The sequence below is a fragment of the Hominimerdicola alba genome (assembly GCF_900112155.1).
GTDB lineage: Bacteria > Bacillota > Clostridia > Oscillospirales > Ruminococcaceae > Hominimerdicola > Hominimerdicola alba_D.
On sequence record NZ_FOKQ01000005.1, the window covers coordinates 31,414 to 55,566 of the forward strand.

Sequence of the window (24,153 nt, forward strand, 5' to 3'; positions counted from 1 at the left end):
GAAACAAATATGGCAGGATTGATTGAACAGGAGCGCTACACCTGTGCCATAGGCGCATTACAGACAGTAGTAGCTATTCCCCGCGCTGTACCGATACTTCACTCGGGTCCCGGCTGCGGAGTTATGATAAAAGGCTTTTTTGAGCGTTCGTCAGGTTACGCAGGCGGTGAAACTGCACCCTGCACGAACTTCAGCGAAAAGGAAGTTGTGTTCGGCGGAACTGACAGACTTCGCAATATAATCAAGAATACCTACAAGGTGCTTGACACTGACTTGCAGGTTGTTGTAACAGGATGTACCGCAGGTATCGTTGGTGATGACGTTGCAAGCGTCACAGACGAGTTCCTCTTTGAAGAGGACAGACCCATAGTTCACGTTGAAACTTCGGGTTTCAAATCCAACAACTATGTATCTCATTCGGCAGTTGTGAATGCAATAATCGACCAGTATGTAAGCCGTTTTGAGGAGGAAAATCCCTCTCGTTCGGAGAAAAATCTGGTGAACGTTATCGCTTCCATACCTTATCAGGATCAGTTCTGGAAGGGCAACCTGAAAGAATACAAGAGACTTCTGGAAGGTCTCGGTCTGAAAGTTAATATCCTTTTCGGACCTCACTCAGGTGGCGTAAAGGAATGGCAGACCATTCCCAAGGCAAACTTCAATGTGTTCGTATCACCCTGGTACGGCGAACCTATAGTTAAGAATCTTCAGCGCAGATACGGTCAGCCATATTTCAAGTTCGGCTATCTGCCTGTCGGTGCTAACGAGACTACAAAGTTCCTTAACGGAGTGCTTGATTTTGCACTTGAACAGGGTGCAGAGATCGATGAAAAGAAAGCAAGAAAGTTCATCGAAGAAGAGGAAAAAGCATACTATGAAGAGCTTGACAACCTCGCTACTTTCCTGCTGGAATTCCGTTACGGTCTGCCAAGTTACGTGCATATCCTCCACGATGCGGGATATGTTGTTGGTCTGACAAAGTTCCTGCTTCACGAAACAGGACTTGTACCCAAGGAACAGTTCATCGTTGATAATGTTCCCAAAAAGTATCAGGAGCAGATCGAGGCTGATATCAAGTCGACCTCAGACAAGCGTGAGATACCTGTATACTTCGACCCAGATGCAGGTGCTATGCAGGACGTAATCAGAGGTCTTGAACACAAGGGCAGAGGTCTTATCCTCGGCAGCGGCTGGGACAAGGAGCTTGCAGCTGAGATAAATGCTGACTTCCTTTCCATAGCTTGTCCTACACCTTACCGCATAGTTATGACAACAAATTATGTGGGCTACACAGGCGGTCTCAGAGTTATAGAAGATATCTACAACACTGCGCTTGCAACATATAAATAATAGCAGATATCTCCTGTCAGCCGACAGGAGATATTTTTAAAAGTGAGGTATATGATATGTCTAAAATTGCAGTAGCAACATCTGATGGTTTTACAGTAAACGAACATTTCGGCCACGCGAATTTCTTTCGTGTATATGAGCTGAATGAAACAGGTCATACTTTCATTGATGTGCGTGATGCGGTGGCTGCCTGTCAGCATTCACTTGGTCACGATACTACGCGTTTCGATAAGATTATCGAGCTTCTCTCGGACTGCGATGCTTTGCTGGTACAGAAGATCGGCGAAGGCGCGGCAGCGTATCTGATATCGAAAAACGTAAGAGTTTTCGAGGTTAGCGGACCGATAGACGCTGTGCTTGACAAGTTCGTTGAAGATAAGATCATATAGATGAAAAATATCCCCTGTAAGAAAACAGGGGATATTTTTTGTACAATAAACATTTCAGATATATACTTTTCCGATCGGTTGACATTCTCAGCATAAAGCTGTATAATATTACAACAGACAGATAAAATAAATCCAAAGGAGACAACGCCATGAAAACAAGATCAAAGAAAGTGATACCGACGATCATTCTCACTATGTTGGCACTGTTTATTGTTGCCGCAGTGATATTTTTTCAGTTCACCCAAATGGGATATATCATGAGTATCCCTTTAAGAACAAATTTCAATAAGATCGAGAACAATGTTTATCTCAACAAGGATAATTCACTGACTCCCGATGAAGTCCGCGAAATAACAGCGCAGGCAAAGGAACGTGTGACCGAATTCTACGGTGATACGCACTGTCTTGAAACCACTACTATCATAATCTGCGATGATAAAAATATCTCGGACAAGATAGGCGAAAAAGATACGAATACTTTTCTTTTTCCTACAAAGAAGGACTACATCTGTTTATCGAATGATTATTTCAATGTAGATGTGGTTGCACATGAGCTGACACACGCGGAACTTCACTCATATATATCAGCTGATACACAGAGAAATCTGCCTGTTTGGTTCGATGAAGGACTGGCGACACAGAATGACTACCGTGAAAAATACAGTTATGAAAACTGGGTAACAAAGACCGACAACGGCAAGAAAGCAACACCTCTTGAAGATATGGATTCACACTCTGAATTTCAATGCAAAGATGAAAACGAGCGTCAATTTCACTACCTATGCGCTAAACATGAGATCAGTGAATGGCTGGATAAACATTCTGTACAGGAGTTGCTCGAACTTGTAAAAGCTGTGAATAACGGCGAAGATTTTTATACCTTATACAACAAAGCATGATATATAGCGTGAAAAAAATGCCCCCGAAGTGTCATCTGTCCGCTTCGGGGGTCATTTTTCTATTAAAATATTGTCCGGGTTTAAATCGTCCATATCAGATATAGTACATATAATTTTTCTTTTCAGCGTGTTCGTTCTGACACTCTTTGATAAGATCGGCAAGGGACATCTGCTCGGTAAAACGCCGCATATAGTTGTTGATATTTCCCCAGAGGCAGCTGTTTACAGAAGCTCTGATATTGTTGTTTTCCTGATCGTCTTCCGCCTCGTAGGTATCGGCAAGGATATTGTTATCAAGGGCATTGAGTATCTCGGAAAGAAATATCTTTTCCGCGGGGCGAGTGAGGACATATCCTCCGTGAGAACCTTTCTGACCCTTTACAAATCCACCCTGACGCAGGCCCAGAACTATCTGTTCAAGATATTTCTGGGATATATTCTGTCTTTCAGCTATCTCAGCAGACGATACTGTATTCCCTTTTTCTGAATTAACAGCAATATCTGCCAGCGCTACGATACCAAGCTCGACTCTTGTTGAGATCTTCATATCAGCTGTCACCTCCATTCAGCAGCTTCTCCATTGTGTTCCAGCTAAGCAGAGCACATTTTACTCTTGCGGGCATTTTTGAAACGTTCTGTAATGCACCTGCTTCTTCAAGTTCTTCAAGTTCTTCATCGGATATCTTTCCCTCTATCATCTTATGGAAAAGTGAAGCGTAGTACCTTGCTTCATCGGGAGATTTTCCGATTATCAGCTCCAGCATTATATCTGCCGATGCCTGAGATATAGCGCAGCCCAGTCCCGTAAATGAACCGTCTGTGATAACACCGTCATGTATATCAAGATGCAGCTCGATATCATCACCGCAGGTAGGGTTCAGACCCTTACACACATGGGTCGCACATGGCAGCTCATGCCTGTGGAGCGGGTGCAGATTGTGGTCGGCAAGCACCTCACCGTAAAAGTTATCCGTCATATCCCATTCTCCTTCTTATTGTTTTCAGCGTTTCGATAAAACGCTTTATGTCCTCTTCGTCATTATAAAATGCAAGGCTCATTCTTGTGGTGGACTGCACACCCAGATGCTGATGCAGGGGCTGTGCGCAATGATGTCCCGCGCGTATCGCTATGTTGTCCGCATCGAATATGGCTGCAATATCGTGAGGATGAACACCCTCGACGGTAAATGTTAGTATACCGTGGTGATCCTCAGCTTTTTCCGAACCGATGATATTCACGTAAGGTATCTTTTTCATCTCATTGAAAGCAAGCTCGGTGAGCTCGTTTTCTCGCTTTTCGATAGCTTCAAAACCTATCTCGTTGATATAATCTATAGCCGCCGCAAGACCAACTGCACCGCCAACATTCACAGTGCCAGCCTCGAACTTGTGTGGAAGTTCTGCATAGGTCGCACCATCACGGGTGACGTACTCTATCATCTCACCGCCGGAAAGGAAGGGAGGCATTTTTTCAAGCAGTTCTTCGCGTCCGTAAAGTACGCCGATACCCATTGGTGCCAGCATTTTATGTCCCGAAAATGCGAGAAAATCAACGTCAAGATCATTGACATCTACAGGGATATGAGGCACGCTCTGTGCTCCGTCACAAACGATCAGTGTTCCGTTTTTATGGCATATCCCAGCAAATTCCTTTATCGGATTAACTCTGCCGAATACATTGGATATCTGCGCGATGGCAAATATCTTTGTCTGCGGTGTAAGGGCTTTTTTCAGATCATCTGCCTTATATTCACCGTATTTATCGCAGTCGAGATATTTAAGAGCTGCACCCTTTTCTTTCGCAAGCAGCTGCCACGGAAGAAGATCTGAATGATGCTCCGATATAGCAACAAGTATCTCGTCACCGCTGCCGATATTCGCCCTGCCCCAGCTGTAGGCAATAAGGTTCAGGCTCTCGCTGGCATTTCTTGTAAAAATTATCTCCTTTGTGCTGTTTGCACCGATAAACTCACGCACTTTTTCGCGGGAATTTTCATATGCGTCTGTTGCCTTTACACTGAGATCATAAAGTCCTCTCAGCGGATTGGCATTCTCTTCCCGATAGTATTTCTCAACACGTTCAAGCACCTGTCGGGGCTTCTGCTGGGTTGCGGAATTATCGAGATAAACCAGATCTTTATATTTTTCAAAGACAGGAAAATCTGCCTTTGAGATCAGTTTCTCACTCACTTTCATCACCTCTTCCGAGACGCGCATATATTCGTGAAAGCGTCTCCTTGTCATCTATCCTGCTGATTACCTTGGCAAGCTTGGCCTGAGCCGCAAGGTCATAAATCTTTTCTTCGTCAATACCTCTGGACTGCATATAAAAGAACTGCTTTTCATCGATACGTCCCACAGAAGCACCGTGACTTCCCTCTACATTTTCCTCAGCGCAAAGTATCAGCGGTACGGTCTTGTTGACAGCTGTATCGCTCATCAGCAGAACTTCTTCTTTTTCAGCACCCTTGGCACCGTCAGAACCGTTTTTGAAATCGATAGTTCCCTTGAATGTCTTCTCAGCATCTCCGCCCAGAACACCGCTGGCATTTATGCGTGATACTGTTTTTCTGCCGTGATGGTCGGCAATAAGGTTGATATCCAGCTTGTCACCGCTGTCAAGTTTGAATCCGATATCAGCTTCAAAAGATGCTTTTCTGCCTTTAAGATCGGTGACTATTTCGCTTACTACTTCCCCACCGAGGAACAGCTCAACCAGCTCCAGTGATGCGTTTTCGCCAAGCTCTGCTGTAACTTTCGACTTAGCCTGTCCCTTAACATCAAACACCTGAACAAGCTTTACCTTTGAACCGCTTTCAGCGCTGATGTGGATATCCGAAGAGCCCTCGCGATCGATATATACCACTTCGGACTTGCTCTCGTTTTCCGAAACAGATATCTCACTTGAATCAGTTTTAAAATCTTTTATATCATGTTTGTAATCATTAACCCCGAGCCATCTGAATGTTGGCACAGGCAGAACATTTATTTTTGTTTCGCTCATATTATTCACCCTATGCCTCCCTGCATTTCAAGACCGATGAGATTGTTCATCTCAACTGCGTATTCCAGAGGGAGCTCCTTAGAAACGTTATCCGCAAATCCGCGGACGATCATCGCTCTCGCCTGCTCTTCACTCAGTCCGCGGGACATCAGATAGAAAACTGTTTCATCACTGATACGTCCGATCTTAGCTTCATGCCCGATATCGCACTGTTTTGTGCGTATATCCATAACCGGCACGGTATCAGATCTTGATATACTATCCAACATAAGGGACTCACAGTTCACCGAACTCTTACTGCCCTTAGCGTTCTCCTTAACGACCACCGCACTTCTGAAAGTGCTTACACCGCCGCTCTTCGAGATGGACTTTGTATTCATATACGAAGAAGTCTCAGGAGCATTGTGAACCATTTTCGCACCTGTATCAAGGTTCTGACCTTCACCTGCAAAGGTTATGCCTGTGAACTCTGCGCTTGCTCCCCTGCCGTTCAATATACTCATAGGATAAAGATATGATACGTGTGAACCAAAGCTTCCCGATACCCATTCTATCGTTCCGTTTTCTTCTACAAGAGCTCTCTTTGTGTTAAGATTGTACATATTCTTCGACCAGTTTTCTATGGTGGAATATCTCAGCTTTGCTCCCTTGCCAACATACAGTTCAACACAGCCTGCGTGAAGCGATGCTTCGTAATATTTAGGTGCTGAACATCCCTCGATAAAGTGCAGATAACTGTTCTCTTCAAGGATTATCAGCGTATGCTCGAACTGTCCTGCGCCCTTTGCGTTCAGTCTGAAATAGCTTTGCAGAGGTATATCCAAGTGTACATTTTTTGGTACGTATACAAATGAGCCTCCAGACCATACCGCACCGTGAAGTGCCGCAAATTTGTGATCTGTCGGGGGTACCAATTTCATAAAATGAGACTTAATGATATCCGCATACTTAGGGTCATGCATAGCGCTTTCAAGGTCGGTATAAACAACACCAGACTGCGCTACCTCCTGACGGACATTGTGATATACAAGCTCGCTGTCATACTGCGCACCAACGCCTGCCAGGGATTCACGCTCAGCCTGTGGGATACCCAGCTTCTCAAAAGTCTCTTTGATATCCTCGGGAACGTCCTCCCAATCAGTCTTCATACGGTTTTTCTGGCGGATATATGCAACGATACTGTCAACATTAAGTCCAGATATATCGGGACCCCAATCCACCATAGGTGTATGGTCATATATTTCAAGAGATTTAAGTCGGAACTCCCGCATCCAGTCGGGATCGTTCTTTTCATCTGATATTGATTTGATTATATCGGGCGAAATGCCGCTTTCAAGATATTCGCTCTCGTCCTCTTCATATCGGAAATCATATCGCGAACGGTCGATATCGACCACCTGTGTTTTATCCTTCATTATCTCACTCCCTGCCCGCGAACTGCTCAAAGCCGTTTTCGATTACCTCATCTACCAGCTCTGCGCCGCCTTCCGATACTATACTTCCTGCCGAAAGGATATGTGTTTTATCAACGGTCAGTGCTTCAAGTATCTTGGTGTTATGAGTTATAACTATCAGCGCTCCGTTTGTCCGCTTTTTATATTCTTCAATGCCCTTGGATACTGTCTTTACTGCGTCAACATCAAGACCCGAATCTGTTTCATCGAGTATCGCCAGCTTAGGCTCCAGTATCAGCAGCTGAAGTATCTCAGCTTTTTTCTTTTCGCCGCCTGAAAATCCAACATTCAGGTCACGATCGGCATATGAACTGTCCATATCAAGAAGTTCCATCGCCGCTGCCAGCTTTTTCTTGAAATCCCAAAGCTTCAGATGCTTGCCTGTTACCTGTTCAAGTGCATTTCGCAGAAAATCCGAAAGGGTTATACCGGGTATCTCTATCGGGTTCTGGAATGAGAGGAATATACCAAGCCTTGCACGCTTGTCTGCACCAAGTGCTGTTATATCCTCACCGTCAAATATCAGCTTTCCGCCTGTAACTTTATATTCGGGACTGCCCATTATCACCGAGCCGAGAGTTGATTTACCTGCGCCGTTATGACCCATAACAACGTGAGTTTCACCCTCCGATACTTCAAGGGATACACCGTGAAGCAGTTCCTTATCCTCAGCCGCAGCCGAGAGGTTTTCTATCCTGAGTAATTCTGACATACTATCTTTCCTTTCTTATCTGAGGAAATATATTATTCCTATGATTTTGCTATGATTTATTATACAGTGTAAATTATAGTTTGTCAATAGGAATTATATATTTTCATCTAAAGTTTACTTTTCATATATAGTTAGTCGGAAATTGTTGTGCATTATCACCAGACAAGAAAAGAAGTAAAAAAATTCGGGCAACCTTATAATTGGCAGCCCGAAATATATTTATCTATTCATTCAAGTGTGAAAGTTATCTCCCAATCACCTGAAATATAATTATCCGATGTCACAAACTCACCGTACAGATGAGAACCGCTGAGCTTTTCATACGGTATCCTGATGATATGTTCGCGATATGCGTCTATATGCTGTTCACCCCAATAATCTATAGATTCCCACAAACTTTCATCAACGATGTCTTTACCGTTATTATCTAGTATACTTAGAAAACTGTGATTATCGGTATGGAATATATCATCATATTTTTCCAGGATATGCAGCGCACCATCGAAGTAACCTATATTCTGTATCGATACGCCGTTTGCTGGTGTGCATATTGGTTTTTCGGGAATAGTCAGAAAACGCTGACAATCAATCTCATCAAGACTCATTCCCCGTATCTCAACATCTTCCAGAGTACACGTCCTGGGATCACAGGGGATATTGTCCATATCGATCTCATTAACAATGCCCTCAGTCCTCTCTTTGCCGAGAAGCATTTCACTTACCGAGAAAGTCACCTTACCCTTGGGCATATCTCTGCCGACCGTATCAAGTTCAACTAAGAAATATGCAGTGTGGGTATCGCTGTCATATTCCGCAAAACTGCAGGTACCCGACATACTGTCGGAGGGAACATTTATATTGTAGCTATCAAAAAGATCCCATTCACCTTGCGGATATTTCCCCTCAGTATCACGCATAGCAAGATAAACGCTCGCCGTACTGCCACTCCGCTGTGCTGAAATGACTGTCATTTCAATGCCTTTGTCTTCACAGGATCTTTCAACAGGCTTAAAATTCTGTGCAACGGCGGGGGAAAATTTGTAAAGCATATAATATGCGGGCGCAACACCAAAAGCTGTCAGCGCTGGCAGCGGACAAAGCACTATCGCGGCAGCTGCAACGGAGATAAGCGTCTTTTTCCATTTTATCGAAGTTTTCTTCTTAGGCATATCTGTTTCAATATACCGATCATCTATCATGCCCATGGCATTCATAAAAGTTTCGGCTTTCATATCAGTTCCTCCTTTTCCATTTTTGAGTACAATTTTTTACGCATACGAAACAGCATAGATTTTACTTTGCTTTCTGAAAAGCCGTGATAATCGGCTATTTCGGATATAGGCTGCATATACCAGTAACGGCGGATAAACACATTTCTTTCTGTTTCCGATATACCATCTAAAAATCCGTTTATAGATTCTGCCACCGCCTGTTCTGATATTTTCTGTTCTGTATCATCACACGATCTTAACCACTCTTCTATTTCTTCAAAAACCACACGAACTTCCGCCGGACCTCGTTTCATTGCCTTAGCGGAACGTACTTTGTTCAGGCTGATATTTCTGGTGAGCTTTGCAAGAAACGTCCTGAGATTATTGGGCTTATGTGGTGGTATCGCATTCCATGCCGCAAGCCATGTATCGTTTAAGGCTTCATCTGTATCTTCCCTGGTACTAAGTATTCGTGAAGCGACGGATCGGCAGTAGACCTCGTATTTGCTTTCTGTCATCGCGACTGCGTTTTCATCCCTGTTAATGTACATATCAATTATCTGATCGTCTTCCACATTGTTCCTCCTTTCATTATGATATAGAAGCTTCCACTTTACTACTAACCAATAGATGTGCGTCGGTTGCATTTTTTTAGAAATTAATTATACCATATAATTATAGATACATCAACATCTCATAAATATATGACAAATCTCAAATATGGAAAATTTTTACTATAATATTTATAAGAATATTCATATTATATCAGATGACTTTTGTACTATTCGGTATTATAATATGATTATTATTTTATAAAGGAGGTATATGATGTCACGCAGCAGGATAATGACTGAAGGCAGCGAAATAGAATGTATAATCAGCTTTACGTTGCCACTATTAGTGGGAAATCTTTTGCAGCAGACCTATAATGTGGTAGATACCATGATAGTCGGCAAATATCTTGGGGATGATTCGCTGGCTGCAGTAGGTGCAACGGGCTCAATAACCTACCTGTTCTATACGCTGTGCATAGGTCTTTCGATAGGCGCGGGAGTACTGATATCACAATATTTCGGTGCAGGACGTCCTGACAGGGTACGGGCGGCAGTGGTCAATTCGTCAGTTATAACGCTGATATTCGCCATATTGGCAACGATACCCTCTGTACTGTTTGCAAGGCAGGTTCTGACTTTTCTCGGGGTCAAAGCGAACCTCCTGGGACGCGCGGCAACATATATGAAGATAGCCTGCGCGGGTACGATATGCGTCGCCGCCTACAACTGGATAAACTCCGTCATGAGAGCGCTGGGCGACTCAAAAACTCCGCTGATATTTCTGATAGTATCGACAATACTTAATGTCATACTCGATCTGCTGTTTGTGATGGTATTCAAGATGGGTGTCGGCGGTGCGGCATTTGCGACTATTCTCGCTCAGGGTATTTCAGCGGTAAGCTGCATAATCTACTGCTTTAAGACAAATGCTGATATCCGCCCAAAAGAAGGCGAATGGAAGATCGACTCTAAACTCATACAAAAATGTGTTACTACAGGAATCCCGATAGCTGCGCAGAATGGTCTGATATCGCTGTCAATGGTAGCTTTGCAAAGCGTTACAAACAGGTTTGATGAAGGCATAATGACAGCATATACCGCCACCATGAGGATAGAACAGCTTGTTCATCAGCCATATTTCAGTATGAGTGCGGCAGTGACCGCTTTCACGGGACAGAACATCGGCGCGGGCAAACAGGAACGCGCGGTCAAAGGATATAAGTCTTCAATGAAGATAGGCTCGATATTTGCGGCAGTTATGTTCGTTCTGTTTGCTTTTTTCGGAAAGAATGTTATCGGTATTTTCGTCAACGGCAGCCGCCCGAAAGAGATAGGTGCTCTTGCACTTATCATAACAGGCAGCTGTTATATCCCTCTGGGAGCTATACATATCACAAGGGGATTTTTGAATGGCGCAGGTGATACAGGCTATTCACTAGTCAATGGTATCACCGAAGTACTTTGCAGGATATTTTTCTCACTTGTCCTTACAAGGATAGCATATATCAGCTGGCGCGGTATATGGATAACCACTGCCATAACATGGGCGATCACAGGAGCAGTCAGCATACTGAGATACAAAAGCGGCAAGTGGAAACTCAAAGCCGTTAAATAGATTACAAAATGCCCGCATCACGTTTGTGTGATGCGGGCATTAGTTTTTTCAATCAATTGGGTACTATTTTTATACTGCCGCTTATCTTGGGCAGAGAAAGTCTGTATTTCTCCGCCAGCTGAGGGCCGCAGGCAGCTGAGCCAACACCTGCCATGTCAAAATCCGCACATATGACATTGTGTTCGCACTTTACAAGCTCAAAATTGTGCCGCTTTTCAGCAAGTTCCTCCTGAGTGTATTCAGATGCACTGAAAGAAAAACCATCTGGGTTTGAAAATACGAGCGTATCGCTGCCGTTTGTCACCGACATTCTTGTACAACCCCAGTGGGAGCCATTCTCCTGAGGTCTGATATAATCCTCGTGCATATCGGCTATCTTTGCGCTGAAATTGCCGACATAGGACGCCTGGTGCTTATCAGCGTAGCTTTCGTATTCTCCATATCCGTAATATTCAACACTGTCAAAATCCTTATCAACAAACAGCCTAAGCCCGAATCTCGGCAGGAATGTCACTTTGTTTGAAAACTCCGCGTCGCATCCTATATCCAATTCTCCGTGATTTCCGATACGATATTCGGCTGTCATTTTCGCAAATGGCTGATGTATGCTCCAGCCGAATGACTGCTTCACACGAATTATTGCACAGCTATTTTCAGCAGATATACTTGTTTCATATACTTTTAATTTGTAGTCATTCAGATGTGCCGCATACCAGTCATTCTTCATTGTGTCGTTGTCAATCGGGGCGCGAAAGAAGTTGTACTCCATTGGCTTTGCAAGCAGATTTTTCCCACCCTTGAAAATGCCGTCAAACTGCGCTGTACGCCTGTTGAATACGTATCTTATATCCCCTGCCGTGATCTCAAATTTAAGTGGTGTTTCGGTAATATCGGGAGCTTTTCCCTCGTTGATAACTGCCTTTCTTTCAGCCGTGAAGACCTTTATCTGGTCAAAGCCGACTTCATCGCCGTCTGCAAACACGCTATAGCCGTTCTTCGCCGTGAAAATAAATCTGATATACGCATCGCGTTCAAAATTCCGAGCAGCTTCGGGGATAGTTACTTCTGCGCTTCCCATAGGCTCGGCAGAAAAATCAAAGCTTCCCGCTGCCGCCTTTCCACCGTCGTAAGTTATCTCCCAATTACAGGTGAGATATTCACCCGCATCGATAAATCGAAGCAGGTTGTTGACTGCAAATCTGTCAGCGGATATCCGCGTTACGCGAACAGGACGGTATACCTGCTTCACTTCGGCAAGACCCGTGTGGGGTGTTCTGTCGGGATAACAAAGAGCATCCATACAGAAATTTCCGTCATCGTGTTTTTCGCCGCTGTCACCGCCGTAGCCATATTTCGGCTTGCCGTCCGCAGTATATCCGAGTATTACCCCATGGTCAGCCCATTCCCAGACAAGCCCGCCCATAAGCCTGTCACTTTTCATGAAAAGCTCATGATATTCCTCAAGGTCGCCGGGACCGTTGCCCATGGCGTGGGAATATTCGCACAATATAAAGGGGCGTTTTTCGTCCTCTCTTTCCAGAAATTTTTGTATATCTTCGGGCGAAGTGTACATCTCCGAAACCATGTCAAGAACGTCATCGGGTGTTTCGTCAAGCTTGTAGGTGCTTTCATAATGCACAGGGCGGCTGCTGTCCAGCGACTTTATCAGCTTTGCGGCTTCACGCAGATTTTCACCATATCCCGATTCGTTTCCAAAAGACCATATCACCACGGAAGGACGGTTCACATCTCGGCTGACGAGAAGACGCTCGCGGTCAAGTATAGCTTCACGGAAAAGAGGATCTTTCGCGATAAGCGCAATGCCATTATATGCGTTCTCCGCCGACCATTTCAGGTCATTGTAAACACATACACAGCCGTGAGTTTCAAGGTCGGCTTCATCGATGACATACAGACCCAGTTCGTCGCACATCGCATAGAATTCAGGGGCGTTGGGATAGTGTGAAGTACGTACAGCGTTGATATTACTGCGTTTCATTAGAGTAAGGTCATGAAGCATTTTCTCACGGTCAGCATAATATCCGGTGTCAGGATAGCTGTCATGACGATTCACGCCGAACAGCTTGATATGCTTGCCGTTCAGTTTGAAAACTCCGTCAACTATCTCAACTTTTCTGAAACCGACTTTCTCGCCGATAAGCTCGCTGTCCGTTTCAATCTCCAGCCGATAAAGGTAAGGACTTTCGGCAGACCACAGCCTGACATCTTCCACCTCACATTCAAAGGGCTTATCCTCAGATGCATCACCCCGGCAGATAAGCTTTTCACCGTCATACAGACGAAGTATCGCCGATGTGCCCTCAACAGATACACGCAGTTCACCCTTTGTAAAAGTGCTGTCAGGCACGGCAGTGATACGGAAATCTCTCAGACTTTTTTCAGGACGCGAAAGCACATACACATCGCGGAATATGCCCGAAAGCCTGAACTTGTCCTGATCTTCAAGATACGTGCCGTCACACCATTTAAGAACAGCCACAGTCAGGCGGTTTTGGCCCTCATGCAGAAGTTCGGTGATATCAAACTCGGAAGTGTGATGCGAAACCTGCGAATACCCTGCAAATACTCCGTTAACATACAAATACAGACAGCTGTCCACACCCTCAAAACAAAGGATCCGTCGCAGACCGTCGGGCGTATAATCATAATCCCTGCCGTAAACACCCACTGGGATATCATCGGGAACAAAGGGCGGGTCATAAGGTATCGGATAGTTTAGATTAGTATACTGCGGCTTGTCATAACCGCAGAGCTGCAAGTTTGAGGGCACGAATATACTTTCACTATCCCTCATATCCGTGAGATCATCGGGCATATCGATTATGCTGTCATAATATGCAAAATACCATTCGCCGTTCAGCAATTCAAAACGCTGTGAACATCTGCGCTCTGCAAAAGCGTCCTGTCCTTTCGCAAACGGTATAAAATAAGCATGATCCGGCAGAGTGCCGATATGCAGTGCAAGTGGGTCTTCGTGATATATCATTTCTGACTTGGGTGAACCTTTTTTTGCAATAGCTGAAATATCCATAGTCTCTCCTTTTCTGACGAATAACACAGAACCTATCTTATTACACTTATTATACCCTTATTGACAAAACTGTCAATAAATGATAGTATATTGTTATAACAATAGTACCATCTTTTTCAGGGAGGTATGAAAATGTATTTCTATGATTATCCCATCAAAAACAAGGAGCTTGGTCTCCCCATATTCATTGATAATATCGGTAAGCACAACTGTCAGCCTCATACAGTCAGGAGCGGAGGATTCCCACATCCTCAGATTCTCTACTGCACCAAAGGCATCGGAACGCTTTGCATTGACGGAATCATCACTGAGATATCCCCGCATACCGCCATATTCCTGCCTGCGGGATACCCTCATGAATACTATCCCACCTCAGATGACTGGGACATTCACTGGGTCGTGCCCGACGGATACGCCTGCGCTGATTTTCTGAAATATATCGGGCTTGAAAAGCCAACTGTCTTTGAGATAAAAGACATGGCACTGCTGGAGCATTTCTTTTCACGTATGCACGAGTCAATTCTAGGCGACAGCATTAACGGCAATCTCAGAGCGTCGGGGTATTTGTATAATTTTCTCATTGAGCTATACCGTCAGAAGAACTCGGGCAGAGTTGTCAGGACCTCCAACCGTGCCATCGTCACAGCTATCGACCATATCAATAACAGCTATATGAACAAGATTACCATGGAAGAACTGTGCACCGTCACCGGTCTTTCAAAACAGCAGCTATGCCGCCTTTTCAAACGGCATCTCGGCTGCCGTCCTATGGAATATATCGCCAAACGACGTATCCAGACTGCTAAAAAACTGCTCTCCACAACGGATATGTCTGTCGAAGCAATATCCGAAAAAGTCGGCTTTTGCAGCGGTAGTTATTTCACGAAACTGTTCAGCCGCTACGAGGGCATGACACCCACACAGTTCAGGATAATATGAGTACAAAAAACGGATAGCCATCGTTGTTGACGGTCTATCCGTTTTGCAGTTTATATTATCAGCCCTCGATAGCCTTGATAAGGTTGATCATCTCGATAGCACCCTCAGCACACTCGCTGCCCTTGTTGCCAGCCTTTGAGCCTGCACGCTCGATAGCCTGCTCGATGTTTTCGGTGGTGATAACACCGAACATAACAGGTATGCCGCTTTCAAGAGAAGTCTGTGCTATACCCTTTGCAGCTTCGTTGCAAACCAGATCATAGTGAGAAGTGCTGCCTCTGATTATAGCGCCAAGACAGATAACAGCGTCATACTTGCCGGACTTTGCCATCTTCTTTGCGATAAGCGGTATCTCGAAAGCACCGGGTACCCATGCAGTGTCGATAGCATCCTCAGATATGCCGTGACGAACCAGAGTATCAACAGCGCCGCCCAGCAGCTTTGATGTGATGAATTCATTGAAACGTGCAACTACGATGCCCACACGCACGTTTTCGGGGATAAGTTTTCCTTCAAAAGTGTTCATAATAACAGCTCCTTAAAATATTATCAGTAGTCAAGAATATGACCCATTTTATCACGTTTTGTTTTCAGGTAGAAAAGATCGTATGCGGTGGCAGACATCTGTATCGGCACACGTTCCTTGATCTCGATGCCAAAACCGCTGAGACCATAGATCTTATCGGGGTTATTTGTGAGAAGTCTGAGAGTCTTGCAGCCCAGGTCACGGAGTATCTGTGCGCCGATATAGTACTCTCTCATATCTCCGGGGAAGCCAAGAGCAAGGTTAGCTTCAAGGGTATCCATTCCGGCGTCCTGAAGTTCATAGGCACGAAGCTTGTTTATAAGACCAATGCCTCTGCCCTCCTGACGCATATAAAGCAGTATTCCCCTGCCCTCATTCTCTATCTCGGTCATCGCCGCCGCGAACTGCTGTCCGCAGTCGCATTTCAGCGAGCCGAAAGCGTCACCTGTGAGACACTCGGAATGTACACGGCAGAGTATGTCCTCACCGTTTCCGATATCGCCTTTTACAAGCGCCACATGGTGTTCACCGTTGAGCTTGTTGATAAATCCTATGGCACGGAACTCGCCGTACTTGGTGGGCAGCTTGGTATCAGCCACACGCTCCACCAGTTTATCATTAACCTTGCGGTACTCCTTAAGCTGGCTGATGGTTATGAACTTCATGCCCCATTCCTTGGCTTTTTCCTGAAGTTCCTCGGTGCGCATCATCGTGCCGTCATCGCGCATTATCTCACAGCAAAGACCGCACTCCTCCAGTCCTGCCAGTCTCATGAGGTCAACAGTAGCCTCGGTATGTCCCTCACGTTCCAGAACGCCGTTCTTCTTGGCAGTCAGCGGGAACATATGCCCCGGGCGGCGGAAATCCTCAGGCTTTGAATTCGGGTCTGCGAGGGCTCTCGCAGTATAACCCCTCTCCTCTGCGGAAATGCCCGTAGTCGTATCCACATGGTCGATGGACACCGTAAAAGCGGTCGAATGATTATCGGTATTGTAATCCACCATCTGGGGCAGATGAAGTCTGTGGCAGATAGCCTCGCTGACGGGCATACAGATAAGCCCCTTAGCGTGCGCCGCCATGAAATTCACATTTTCGGTGGTGGCAAACTGAGCCGCGCATATCATATCGCCCTCGTTCTCTCTGTCCTCATTGTCGGTGACAAGTATCACCTCGCCGTTTCGCAGAGCTTCAAGTGCCTCTTCAATAGTATTGTATTCAAACATATATGCCCACTCCTCAGATAAATCCGTTCTTCATAAGCTGCTCCATTGTAACGCCGCTCTTTTTCGGCTCAGCAGGACGCAGCAGCTTTTCCACGTATTTTCCTATTATATCTGTTTCGATATTTATTATATCCCCCACTTTTTTATACGGCAGAATCGTCTGCTCGGCGGTGTGGGGTATCACCGATACTGTAAAGTCAGTATCCGTCACCGCTGCCACGGTAAGGCTTATGCCGTCCAGGGTCACAGAACCTTTCTCAACAATATACCTTAGCAGTTTGTCGTCCGCCGATATGGTATATCTCACAGCGATGCCGTCCTGCTTTATACTGCTGACAGTTCCTGTACCGTCGATATGACCCGATACAATATGCCCGCCGAAACGTCCTTCCGCCGACATCGCTCTTTCAAGATCCACCTTGCTGCCCTGTTTCAGCGTTCCCAGCGAAGATCGGCTAAGGGTCTCGTTCATAACATCAGCCCTGAATATCTTACCATCATGATCGGTAACCGTAAGGCACACGCCGTTGACTGCGATACTGTCCCCGACTTTAGTACCATCAAGGACTTTTTCTGCGGCTATACGTATAAATGACGCATTTCCGTTTCGGCAGACCTCGCATACAGTACCTGTTTCCTCTATCAGTCCCGTGAACATCTCTTCACCCGTCCTTCTATAAGTATATCGCCGTCAAGCTCGGATATCCTGCGGTCTTCCAGTATAAAAGCTTCATCGGGCACAGACACGCCCTGTCCGCCCACGGGAGTTTTCGCTGTACTTCCCCCGAATATCTTAGGCGCAACGTAAGACATGACTTTATCGACTACACCGCTTTCAAGAGCAGACCAGCCAAGCGTTCCGCCGCCTTCAATAAGCACACTGTCGACCTTTTCTTTTCCGAGATATGCCATCAGCGCCGCAAGATCAGTACTGCCATTTTTATCAGGCATACTCAGCACCTTGCAACCATACTTTTCATACTCCCCGATACGCCCGCTGTCAGCATCACCGCAGACTATCAGCGTAGGCACTTTGCCAGCTGTACGTACTATATTGCTGTCAAGTGGAGTCCGCAGATGAGTATCGCAAACTATCCTCAAAGGGTCTCTGCCGTTCTCGATGCGGCAGGTAAGCAAGGGATCATCTGCCAGCACAGTACCTACACCTACCATAATTGCCGCATGACGCAGTCTCTCGCGGTGTACGTGCTTTCGTGCAGTCTCACCTGTTATCCACTGTGATCTTCCTGTATAGCAGGCGATCTTTCCGTCGATGGTCATGGCATATTTAAGGGTTACAAAGGGCAGACTCGTCGTTATGAACTTGAAGAATATCTCATTAAGGCGGTCACATTCATCTTTCAGCACACCCTCTGCGACTTCTATACCGTGATCTCTGAGAATAGCTGTCCCCTTGCCTGCAACCAGAGGATTAGGGTCGGAAGAACCCACAAACACACGCTTTATGCCGTGTTCTATCACCGCATCAGTGCAGGGGGGCTGCTTTCCGTGATGACAGCAGGGCTCTAATGTGACGTACATATCAGCACCTCTGCAATCTATGCCCTTTGCGTCACATTCCGCAAAAGCACTGCGCTCGGCATGGAGATCGCCGTACCTTTTATGATATCCCGAAGCGATGATATTACCGTCACGCACTATGACAGCTCCTACCATGGGATTAGGCGAAACAAATCCCATGCCGCATTCCGCCAGGGCGAGAGCCTTGCGCATATAGTCTTCATGCACCATGATGACACTCCCTCTCGTAAAAATACAAAAAGCCCCCGCAGCATACGGGGGCAGAACATTCGATTTACCGCAAAAACGGCGCAGTCATCTTCTTTCATCCGGACTATACCGTCGGCTCCGGAATCACACCGGATCAGCCGCATTGCGGCTCGCAGGCTATAACTGCCGGTCAGGAATCACACCCTGCCCCGAAGACAACTAAATTATATCACAGCATCACGCTGTTGTCAATAGGCAGAATGACATTTCTGCCATAAAAATCATCTGTGTTTTTCAGACCTCAGTCTTTCCTCCATTTCATAAAAGCATCGTATTCCAAAGGTTTTGAATAATAATACCCTTGAAAACTGTCAACGCTGTACTGCCTGAGTATATTGCCCATGCCAGCTGTCTCTATGCCCTCGACACAGACCTTAGCACCGCAGGTGTTCGCCATCATAACGAAAGTCTTTATCAGTTCGCGTTCCTTAATGTCCTCTTCTATCCTGCTTACAAGACTCCTGTCGATCTTTATCGTATCAAAAGGAAGTTCCTTGACTATGCCGATAGATGAGAATCCTGTTCCGAAATCATCAAGAGCCACCTTTACGCCCCTGCTGCGCAGACTGCATACAGTATTGCCCAGCATATCGATATCCAGAAGTCTGCACCTTTCAGTAACTTCAAGGCAAAGGTTCTCAGGGGGATAACCTGTCCTGTCAAGAATATCCATCACTATATCCACAAAGTCAGCTTTTTCGATCTGTGAATATGACAGATTGACATTGATGGTAAAATCAGGATAGATCTCCCGCATTTTCTGAGCATCTTTTATAGCCGTCGTTAGTATCCACTCGCCAAGTGACGGGAAGAGCGGATCCTGTTCCAGCAAAGGTATAAAGTGATCGGGGGGAACTATGCCATACTCTTCACTCTTCCATCTGAGAAGTGCTTCAGCGCCTTTGATCTTTTCGGTCTTTGCATCCACAAAAGGCTGATACATCAGATAGAAGCCTTCAAACCCCTGTGTTATCGAGGCTCTTATGGCATGGAATTTCTCAATTCTCTGCCTGTTGCCGCTTCCGAGATCGTTGTTGAAAATAACAAGATCACCGCGACGTTTTATCTTAGATTCATTATACGCAAATGAAAGACAGGTCATGACCGTCTGCGAATCAATATTGAAGTTTTCTATATCTATCATGCCCGCATTTAGTTCCAGCATGATCTTTTTATCATCTATGACAATGCCTTCCCTGAAACGCGCACGCAGATTATTATACCGTTCTGCCGTTCTCTCAACTGAAATGTTTTTAGTGCTGAGTATAGCAAACTTTGTACCGTCCAGTCTGTACACACTGGCAAAATCCACTGAATTATCAAAAAGAAACCGTCCCGTTTTCTGCAGTACAAGATTTCCGAAATGATAACCGTAGATCTCATTGATCTCCGAAAACTTTGCAATACCCACAAGTCCGATGTGCATAACATTGTTTTTGACAATATTTGACTGCACCTCATCAAAGAACCCATACTGATTTCTGAGTCCTGTAAGACTGTCGATGTTGCTCTGTATGCCGTGATCCCTGATAGCGCCCACAAAGTATTCGGGTTCGCCGTTTTCATCTTTCAGCACTATACCGCGGCAGGTGCATACATTGTATTCTCCGTTTATTCTCCTTGCGCGGTACTGCATATCATGGCCTTTGCATTTGCCTGAAAAAATGTCCGCAAGACCGCTGTGATATGCTTCCCTGTCCTCCTCGTGGATATGTTCCTCCCAGATATCTCCCGCGCCGTACATATATTCCGAAGGCAGGCCGTAGGAATCCACTGCTGCCTTTGACCACCTGGAAAAATCATACCTCATATCGCATATGTATATATACATTCCGTCTGCGGAAATACAATTCATCTCGAACATACTGTCCAGAAGTCTCTTACGTTCCGCCGGTATGCGCTTTCTCGTTTCATCCTGGTTCTCGCTTTCGGCAACAGGTCTGCCATCTTTCAGCCTGAGTTTGTCCTGATACATATTCTCATCAGCACGCTTGAAGACTTCAGAGAACTTCTTATCGTTCAGCTTGTCGTATACACCTATGCCGACAGCCAGCACTGGGCCGTCATTCTTCTTAAAGTTTTCATGGGATAATTTGCGCAGAGTTTCAACAAGCGAAATTCGCTTTTCGTAATCCGAACCTGCAAGCACTGCTGTAAATTCATCTCCGCCAATCCTGAAAACAGGGCTGTGGGCGAAAAGTCCGCATATTATCCTGCATGAAGACTTTATATATTCGTCTCCAGCCTTATGACCCTCGCTGTCATTTATAGCTTTAAGGTCGTTGATATCGCATATCACCACAGCAAAGGGAGAATGACCAGACCCGCTGTCCATGCTTTTCTGGATAGATTCCTCAAACTCACGGAAAGCTATCATATTTCTGGTTCCTGTCAGACCGTCGCGCCTTGCAAGCTCGTTGGCTTTGTTGAGCGCATCTATCTGCTCCTGTTCCTTCTTGACCTCTTCATCTATGTTTTCAAGGCCGATTATAAAATGCGTTTTATCTCCCGAACGCATTATTGTCAGCCTGGTATGCGCTGTTCTTCCATGCGTTCTTATCCTGAAATCAGCACTGTACTGGCTGTTGTTTTCAAGTGTGGTGATCATATAGTCCCTGTCACATATCGAAAGGATCCTGTCACGATCCTTAGGGTGTACTTGTTTGTTGATGACATTGACTGCTTCGTTATAAAAATCATTGCCGTCAAAGCTCAGCGAACCGTCAACAGCAGGCTTATCCGATGAATATCTCGAATAATCCCCGGTACTGCCGTTTACATAGTATATAACATCATAGCGCAGGGCAAGGGTATTTACTATATGACCGTAAGCCGCTTTCTCCTTCATAGTCTCTTCAAGAAGCTGCTGAGTTTTAACTTCATCATTGATGTTCTCGATGGCAACCAGGATATGCTTTTTATCACTCGCCCATATCTGAAGGCATCGACAGTGCATCACCGAACCACCCACCATAAGTCTGTAGGTCAGATTAAATGACTTTACTTTTTTCAGATTTTCCAGTATGGTCTGCTTTTTGAACTGCGGGATAACTCTGTCCTGATCCTCGGGGTGAACATACTTCTTCATGTTTTTGTAGCTCTCGCTGAAGAAATCATCACCTTCCGCTGGTACATTCAGGCTCTTGTATATATCTGTCGAAGAATACTCAAAGTATCCGTTCGTCTCCATATCAACATAGTAAAGCGTATCGTAGTGCGCAGCAAGGCTGCCCGCGATCTGATTATAGATCTCAAGCTCATACTCGTTCTTTTCTGCCCTCTGCCTTTCTCTTACTTCCTTGTCAACATTCCTGATACCAATAACAAAGTGATCGGTATCTTCACCGACACCTCTTATCAGTCTTAGTGAATGATAAACAGGCTTACCGCTGAGTATAACGCGGTACTCTATCATGTATTCGCTGCCTTTTTCCAGAATTGAAAGAAGGTTATCCCTCCTGAGATCCTGCCGAAAGATATGTCTGTCTTCTTCATGTATTACACGTTCTATATCCTTTTCCAGATCAGCAAAAAAATCCTTGCCGCCTTGTTCAAGTTTGATCGACCGTGAAGAGGCATCAGAAGAATACCACCAATACTCGCCTGTAGCTGCATTGATGTAATATATACCTTTATATTCGATGAGCAGTGTTTCTGCTATTTTTAAGAAAACTGGATCGTTGTATAGCATAAATAATACCTCCTGCAAACAAGGCAAAATGTATTTATTTAATTATACACTATTTCGTTAAGAAAATCAATACAAAAATTAATATTATATGAAAATTCAAATATCCAAACAAATATTACGGTGCGATATTAGGCGAAATCACAAGATATTAAAATATTTAAGTAAAGCTGAGATTCAGATATAATAGTGCCCCTCAAGGGATAGACCCATTGAGGGGCATTAATATGGAAGAACAAATCTGTAAAGCTAAGTTAAATCAGGGATTATTCCCTTATCTTGCGGAATGTGCAAGGTTTGCGATGCATTTCTGCTTATCGGAATATTTTGCCTTTTCACGGGCGAATATCACTATGAACGCCGCAGAATTTATAAGAAGTGCACCTACCCATGCAAATATCTCAGCGGCTGCAGTGGCTTTGAAGCCCATGCTGTCGATAAGAAGAACTATCGCACCTATGCGAAGCACCATTTCGGCTATGCCCGAAAGCATAGGCACAAATGGGAATCCCATTCCCTGCACACCGTTTCTTATAACGAAAAGCATATCAACAGAAAGTATCATAACTCCGCATACAGGCAGAAACTCTGCCGCGTAGCTTATCTGCTTTTCGCCGGAAAGTATCAGCGACGCAAGCCATTCGGGGAAGAATACCATCACCGAACCGAACACCAGATATGCTGCACCTGCTATACCAAGGCAGACTTTCATACCATCCCATATCCTGTCGAAGCGCTTTGCGCCGTAGTTCTGGCTTGTGTAGGAAGACATAGCTGCACCCGCGGTTGCGGCAGGCTGCATGAACATATTCAGATATCTGCTGCAAGCCGAATATGCCGAAGTGAACGCAACTCCCAGACCGTTTACGAAATACTGCACAGCCATACAGCCTACAGCAGTAATTGAATTCATAAGCGCCATAGGTATGCCGTTTCCGAGAAGTACAGAATACATTTTCGCGTCATGGGAAAAATCCGAATTTGAAAGTGCAAGGAAATCTGTTTTGCGCAGTTTATCAAAGCAAACAGCACCGGAGAATATCTGCGAAAGTATAGTCGCCAGCGCTGCACCTCTCACACCCCAGTGGAATATGAAAATGAACACCGAGTTGAGGGTGATATTCATTACCGAGGATACTATTATAGCTTTCAGCGGTGTTTTGCTGTCACCGAGAGAACGGAGTATCCCCGCGCACATATTGTACATTATGGTTGCGGCAAGTCCGCCGAAAAGAATGTAGCCGTATTGCAGGCTCTCATCTATTATAGAAGGATCTGTCCTCATCAGTATAAGTATAGGTCTGAGGAAAACCGCGCTGAAAAGCGTGAGCAGTACTGTGATCACGGCAGCAAGTTCGATGGAATGCGCCAGTGTCCTGCGGAGTTTATCCATGTTCTTTTCGCCGAAGCTCTGGGCTATCAGTATGGAGAATCCGTTGGAAAGTCCCATTGAAAAGCCTATTATCAGAAAGCACAGCGATGACATATTACCTACTGCTGCAAGTGAATCGTCACCTAGTCCTTTTCCGACTATGGCAGTATCAGCAAAAGAATACAGCTGCTGCAGTGAATTCGTTAGCAGCAAAGGGAAGAAAAAGCGCATTATAAGTTTGAACGGCCTACCTTGTGTGAGATCGGAAGTACTGTTCATTAAAAATGATCCTCCTTTTTTGATTACCCTATTGATTTTTTTTAATATTTGTGTTACAATATTTATATATAATTGGAAAAAACTGCATAAGAAAG

Annotated in this window: 20 protein-coding genes and 1 riboswitch; of the genes, 5 read left to right on the forward strand and 15 right to left on the reverse strand. The window is 45.1% G+C overall.

Features of this window, described 5'->3' with window-relative positions; translation table 11 throughout:
- Nucleotides 1–9 precede the first annotated feature (9 nt).
- The 3 genes from BM265_RS04280 to BM265_RS04290 all read left to right on the forward strand — a co-directional run bounded on the left by BM265_RS04280 (nucleotide 10) and on the right by BM265_RS04290 (nucleotide 2,638).
- Nucleotides 10–1,350, forward strand: coding sequence for a nitrogenase component 1 (locus tag BM265_RS04280; RefSeq protein ID WP_074960316.1), 1,341 nt, complete (start codon nucleotides 10–12; stop codon nucleotides 1,348–1,350).
- A gap of 56 nt (nucleotides 1,351–1,406) precedes the next feature.
- Nucleotides 1,407–1,739, forward strand: a complete 333-nt coding sequence (locus tag BM265_RS04285) for a NifB/NifX family molybdenum-iron cluster-binding protein (protein WP_074960318.1) — start codon at nucleotides 1,407–1,409, stop codon at nucleotides 1,737–1,739.
- A gap of 149 nt (nucleotides 1,740–1,888) precedes the next feature.
- Nucleotides 1,889–2,638 carry a hypothetical protein gene (locus tag BM265_RS04290; RefSeq protein WP_074960320.1) on the forward strand — a complete coding sequence of 250 codons (750 nt, stop codon included), beginning with the start codon at nucleotides 1,889–1,891 and terminating at the stop codon, nucleotides 2,636–2,638.
- Between the two features lie 94 nt (nucleotides 2,639–2,732).
- Here the strand turns inward: BM265_RS04290 and BM265_RS04295 are convergent, their stop codons facing one another.
- From BM265_RS04295 to BM265_RS04330, 8 genes are all read right to left on the reverse strand, one after another.
- A complete protein-coding gene (locus BM265_RS04295; protein WP_074960430.1) occupies nucleotides 2,733–3,185 on the reverse strand; it encodes an RrF2 family transcriptional regulator in 453 nt (150 codons plus the stop codon).
- Between the two features lies 1 nt (nucleotide 3,186).
- Complete coding sequence (gene sufU, locus BM265_RS04300; RefSeq protein ID WP_074960322.1) at nucleotides 3,187–3,615, reverse strand: Fe-S cluster assembly sulfur transfer protein SufU; 429 nt, start codon at nucleotides 3,613–3,615, stop codon at nucleotides 3,187–3,189.
- A complete protein-coding gene (locus BM265_RS04305; RefSeq protein WP_074960324.1) occupies nucleotides 3,605–4,834 on the reverse strand; it encodes an aminotransferase class V-fold PLP-dependent enzyme in 1,230 nt (409 codons plus the stop codon). Before BM265_RS04305 ends, sufU begins: the two co-directional genes overlap by 11 nt.
- On the reverse strand, nucleotides 4,821–5,642 hold the full coding sequence (locus BM265_RS04310) for a SufB/SufD family protein (protein ID WP_143098668.1): 822 nt from the start codon (nucleotides 5,640–5,642) through the stop codon (nucleotides 4,821–4,823). Before BM265_RS04310 ends, BM265_RS04305 begins: the two co-directional genes overlap by 14 nt.
- A gap of 5 nt (nucleotides 5,643–5,647) precedes the next feature.
- Nucleotides 5,648–7,057, reverse strand: a complete 1,410-nt coding sequence (sufB, locus tag BM265_RS04315; protein ID WP_074960329.1) for a Fe-S cluster assembly protein SufB — start codon at nucleotides 7,055–7,057, stop codon at nucleotides 5,648–5,650.
- A gap of 4 nt (nucleotides 7,058–7,061) precedes the next feature.
- Complete coding sequence (gene sufC, locus BM265_RS04320) at nucleotides 7,062–7,808, reverse strand: Fe-S cluster assembly ATPase SufC (RefSeq protein ID WP_074960331.1); 747 nt, start codon at nucleotides 7,806–7,808, stop codon at nucleotides 7,062–7,064.
- Nucleotides 7,809–8,035: 227 nt separating this feature from the next.
- The gene (locus tag BM265_RS04325) at nucleotides 8,036–9,040 is read right to left on the reverse strand and encodes a hypothetical protein (protein WP_074960333.1); all 1,005 of its coding nucleotides are present in this window, start codon (nucleotides 9,038–9,040) and stop codon (nucleotides 8,036–8,038) included.
- Nucleotides 9,037–9,594, reverse strand: coding sequence for an RNA polymerase sigma factor (locus tag BM265_RS04330; protein WP_074960335.1), 558 nt, complete (start codon nucleotides 9,592–9,594; stop codon nucleotides 9,037–9,039). The genes BM265_RS04325 and BM265_RS04330 overlap by 4 nt, the downstream gene beginning before the upstream one ends.
- 253 nt (nucleotides 9,595–9,847) lie before the next feature.
- On the opposite strand from BM265_RS04330, the gene BM265_RS04335 reads away from it, so the two are divergent.
- Nucleotides 9,848–11,188 carry an MATE family efflux transporter gene (locus tag BM265_RS04335; RefSeq protein ID WP_242940770.1) on the forward strand — a complete coding sequence of 447 codons (1,341 nt, stop codon included), beginning with the start codon at nucleotides 9,848–9,850 and terminating at the stop codon, nucleotides 11,186–11,188.
- 52 nt (nucleotides 11,189–11,240) lie between these two features.
- Here BM265_RS04335 and BM265_RS04340 read toward each other — a convergent pair whose 3' ends face one another.
- Nucleotides 11,241–14,240, reverse strand: coding sequence for a glycoside hydrolase family 2 TIM barrel-domain containing protein (locus tag BM265_RS04340; protein ID WP_081358353.1), 3,000 nt, complete (start codon nucleotides 14,238–14,240; stop codon nucleotides 11,241–11,243).
- 132 nt (nucleotides 14,241–14,372) lie between these two features.
- Here BM265_RS04340 and BM265_RS04345 point away from each other — a divergent pair, with 132 nt between their 5' ends.
- Nucleotides 14,373–15,179: an AraC family transcriptional regulator gene (locus tag BM265_RS04345; RefSeq protein WP_074960339.1), complete on the forward strand. Its 807-nt coding sequence runs from the start codon at nucleotides 14,373–14,375 to the stop codon at nucleotides 15,177–15,179.
- A 58-nt stretch (nucleotides 15,180–15,237) separates the two neighbouring features.
- Here BM265_RS04345 and ribH read toward each other — a convergent pair whose 3' ends face one another.
- The 6 genes from ribH to BM265_RS04375 all read right to left on the reverse strand — a co-directional run bounded on the left by ribH (nucleotide 15,238) and on the right by BM265_RS04375 (nucleotide 24,058).
- Nucleotides 15,238–15,705: a 6,7-dimethyl-8-ribityllumazine synthase gene (ribH, locus tag BM265_RS04350; protein WP_024857231.1), complete on the reverse strand. Its 468-nt coding sequence runs from the start codon at nucleotides 15,703–15,705 to the stop codon at nucleotides 15,238–15,240.
- Between the two features lie 23 nt (nucleotides 15,706–15,728).
- Nucleotides 15,729–16,928 carry a bifunctional 3,4-dihydroxy-2-butanone-4-phosphate synthase/GTP cyclohydrolase II gene (locus BM265_RS04355; protein WP_074960341.1) on the reverse strand — a complete coding sequence of 400 codons (1,200 nt, stop codon included), beginning with the start codon at nucleotides 16,926–16,928 and terminating at the stop codon, nucleotides 15,729–15,731.
- Nucleotides 16,929–16,941: 13 nt separating this feature from the next.
- On the reverse strand, nucleotides 16,942–17,586 hold the full coding sequence (gene ribE / locus BM265_RS04360) for a riboflavin synthase (protein ID WP_074960342.1): 645 nt from the start codon (nucleotides 17,584–17,586) through the stop codon (nucleotides 16,942–16,944).
- Nucleotides 17,571–18,680: a bifunctional diaminohydroxyphosphoribosylaminopyrimidine deaminase/5-amino-6-(5-phosphoribosylamino)uracil reductase RibD gene (ribD, locus tag BM265_RS04365; RefSeq protein ID WP_074960344.1), complete on the reverse strand. Its 1,110-nt coding sequence runs from the start codon at nucleotides 18,678–18,680 to the stop codon at nucleotides 17,571–17,573. The genes ribE and ribD overlap by 16 nt, the downstream gene beginning before the upstream one ends.
- Nucleotides 18,681–18,762: 82 nt before the next feature.
- Nucleotides 18,763–18,880, reverse strand: a riboswitch (FMN riboswitch).
- A gap of 80 nt (nucleotides 18,881–18,960) precedes the next feature.
- Nucleotides 18,961–22,410, reverse strand: coding sequence for an EAL domain-containing protein (locus BM265_RS04370; protein WP_074960345.1), 3,450 nt, complete (start codon nucleotides 22,408–22,410; stop codon nucleotides 18,961–18,963).
- Nucleotides 22,411–22,681: 271 nt separating this feature from the next.
- Nucleotides 22,682–24,058, reverse strand: a complete 1,377-nt coding sequence (locus tag BM265_RS04375; RefSeq protein WP_074960347.1) for an MATE family efflux transporter — start codon at nucleotides 24,056–24,058, stop codon at nucleotides 22,682–22,684.
- Nucleotides 24,059–24,153 lie beyond the last annotated feature (95 nt).

Excerpts from the sequence above, each read along its gene's own strand:
- BM265_RS04355 (WP_074960341.1), bottom strand. The coding sequence starts at position 16,928 with ATGTTTGAATACAATACTATTGAAGAGGCACTTGAAGCTCTGCGAAAC.
- BM265_RS04345 (WP_074960339.1), top strand. The coding sequence starts at position 14,373 with ATGTATTTCTATGATTATCCCATCAAAAACAAGGAGCTTGGTCTCCCC.
- BM265_RS04295 (WP_074960430.1), bottom strand. The coding sequence starts at position 3,185 with ATGAAGATCTCAACAAGAGTCGAGCTTGGTATCGTAGCGCTGGCAGAT.
- BM265_RS04375 (WP_074960347.1), bottom strand. The coding sequence starts at position 24,058 with ATGAACAGTACTTCCGATCTCACACAAGGTAGGCCGTTCAAACTTATA.
- BM265_RS04310 (WP_143098668.1), bottom strand. The coding sequence starts at position 5,642 with ATGAGCGAAACAAAAATAAATGTTCTGCCTGTGCCAACATTCAGATGG.
- BM265_RS04285 (WP_074960318.1), top strand. The coding sequence starts at position 1,407 with ATGTCTAAAATTGCAGTAGCAACATCTGATGGTTTTACAGTAAACGAA.
- BM265_RS04290 (WP_074960320.1), top strand. The coding sequence starts at position 1,889 with ATGAAAACAAGATCAAAGAAAGTGATACCGACGATCATTCTCACTATG.
- sufB (WP_074960329.1), bottom strand. The coding sequence starts at position 7,057 with ATGAAGGATAAAACACAGGTGGTCGATATCGACCGTTCGCGATATGAT.
- BM265_RS04335 (WP_242940770.1), top strand. The coding sequence starts at position 9,848 with ATGTCACGCAGCAGGATAATGACTGAAGGCAGCGAAATAGAATGTATA.
- ribH (WP_024857231.1), bottom strand. The coding sequence starts at position 15,705 with ATGAACACTTTTGAAGGAAAACTTATCCCCGAAAACGTGCGTGTGGGC.
- sufU (WP_074960322.1), bottom strand. The coding sequence starts at position 3,615 with ATGACGGATAACTTTTACGGTGAGGTGCTTGCCGACCACAATCTGCAC.
- BM265_RS04280 (WP_074960316.1), top strand. The coding sequence starts at position 10 with ATGGCAGGATTGATTGAACAGGAGCGCTACACCTGTGCCATAGGCGCA.
- BM265_RS04340 (WP_081358353.1), bottom strand. The coding sequence starts at position 14,240 with ATGGATATTTCAGCTATTGCAAAAAAAGGTTCACCCAAGTCAGAAATG.
- BM265_RS04305 (WP_074960324.1), bottom strand. The coding sequence starts at position 4,834 with ATGAAAGTGAGTGAGAAACTGATCTCAAAGGCAGATTTTCCTGTCTTT.
- sufC (WP_074960331.1), bottom strand. The coding sequence starts at position 7,808 with ATGTCAGAATTACTCAGGATAGAAAACCTCTCGGCTGCGGCTGAGGAT.
- ribD (WP_074960344.1), bottom strand. The coding sequence starts at position 18,680 with ATGGTGCATGAAGACTATATGCGCAAGGCTCTCGCCCTGGCGGAATGC.
- BM265_RS04370 (WP_074960345.1), bottom strand. The coding sequence starts at position 22,410 with ATGCTATACAACGATCCAGTTTTCTTAAAAATAGCAGAAACACTGCTC.
- BM265_RS04325 (WP_074960333.1), bottom strand. The coding sequence starts at position 9,040 with ATGAAAGCCGAAACTTTTATGAATGCCATGGGCATGATAGATGATCGG.
- ribE (WP_074960342.1), bottom strand. The coding sequence starts at position 17,586 with ATGTTCACGGGACTGATAGAGGAAACAGGTACTGTATGCGAGGTCTGC.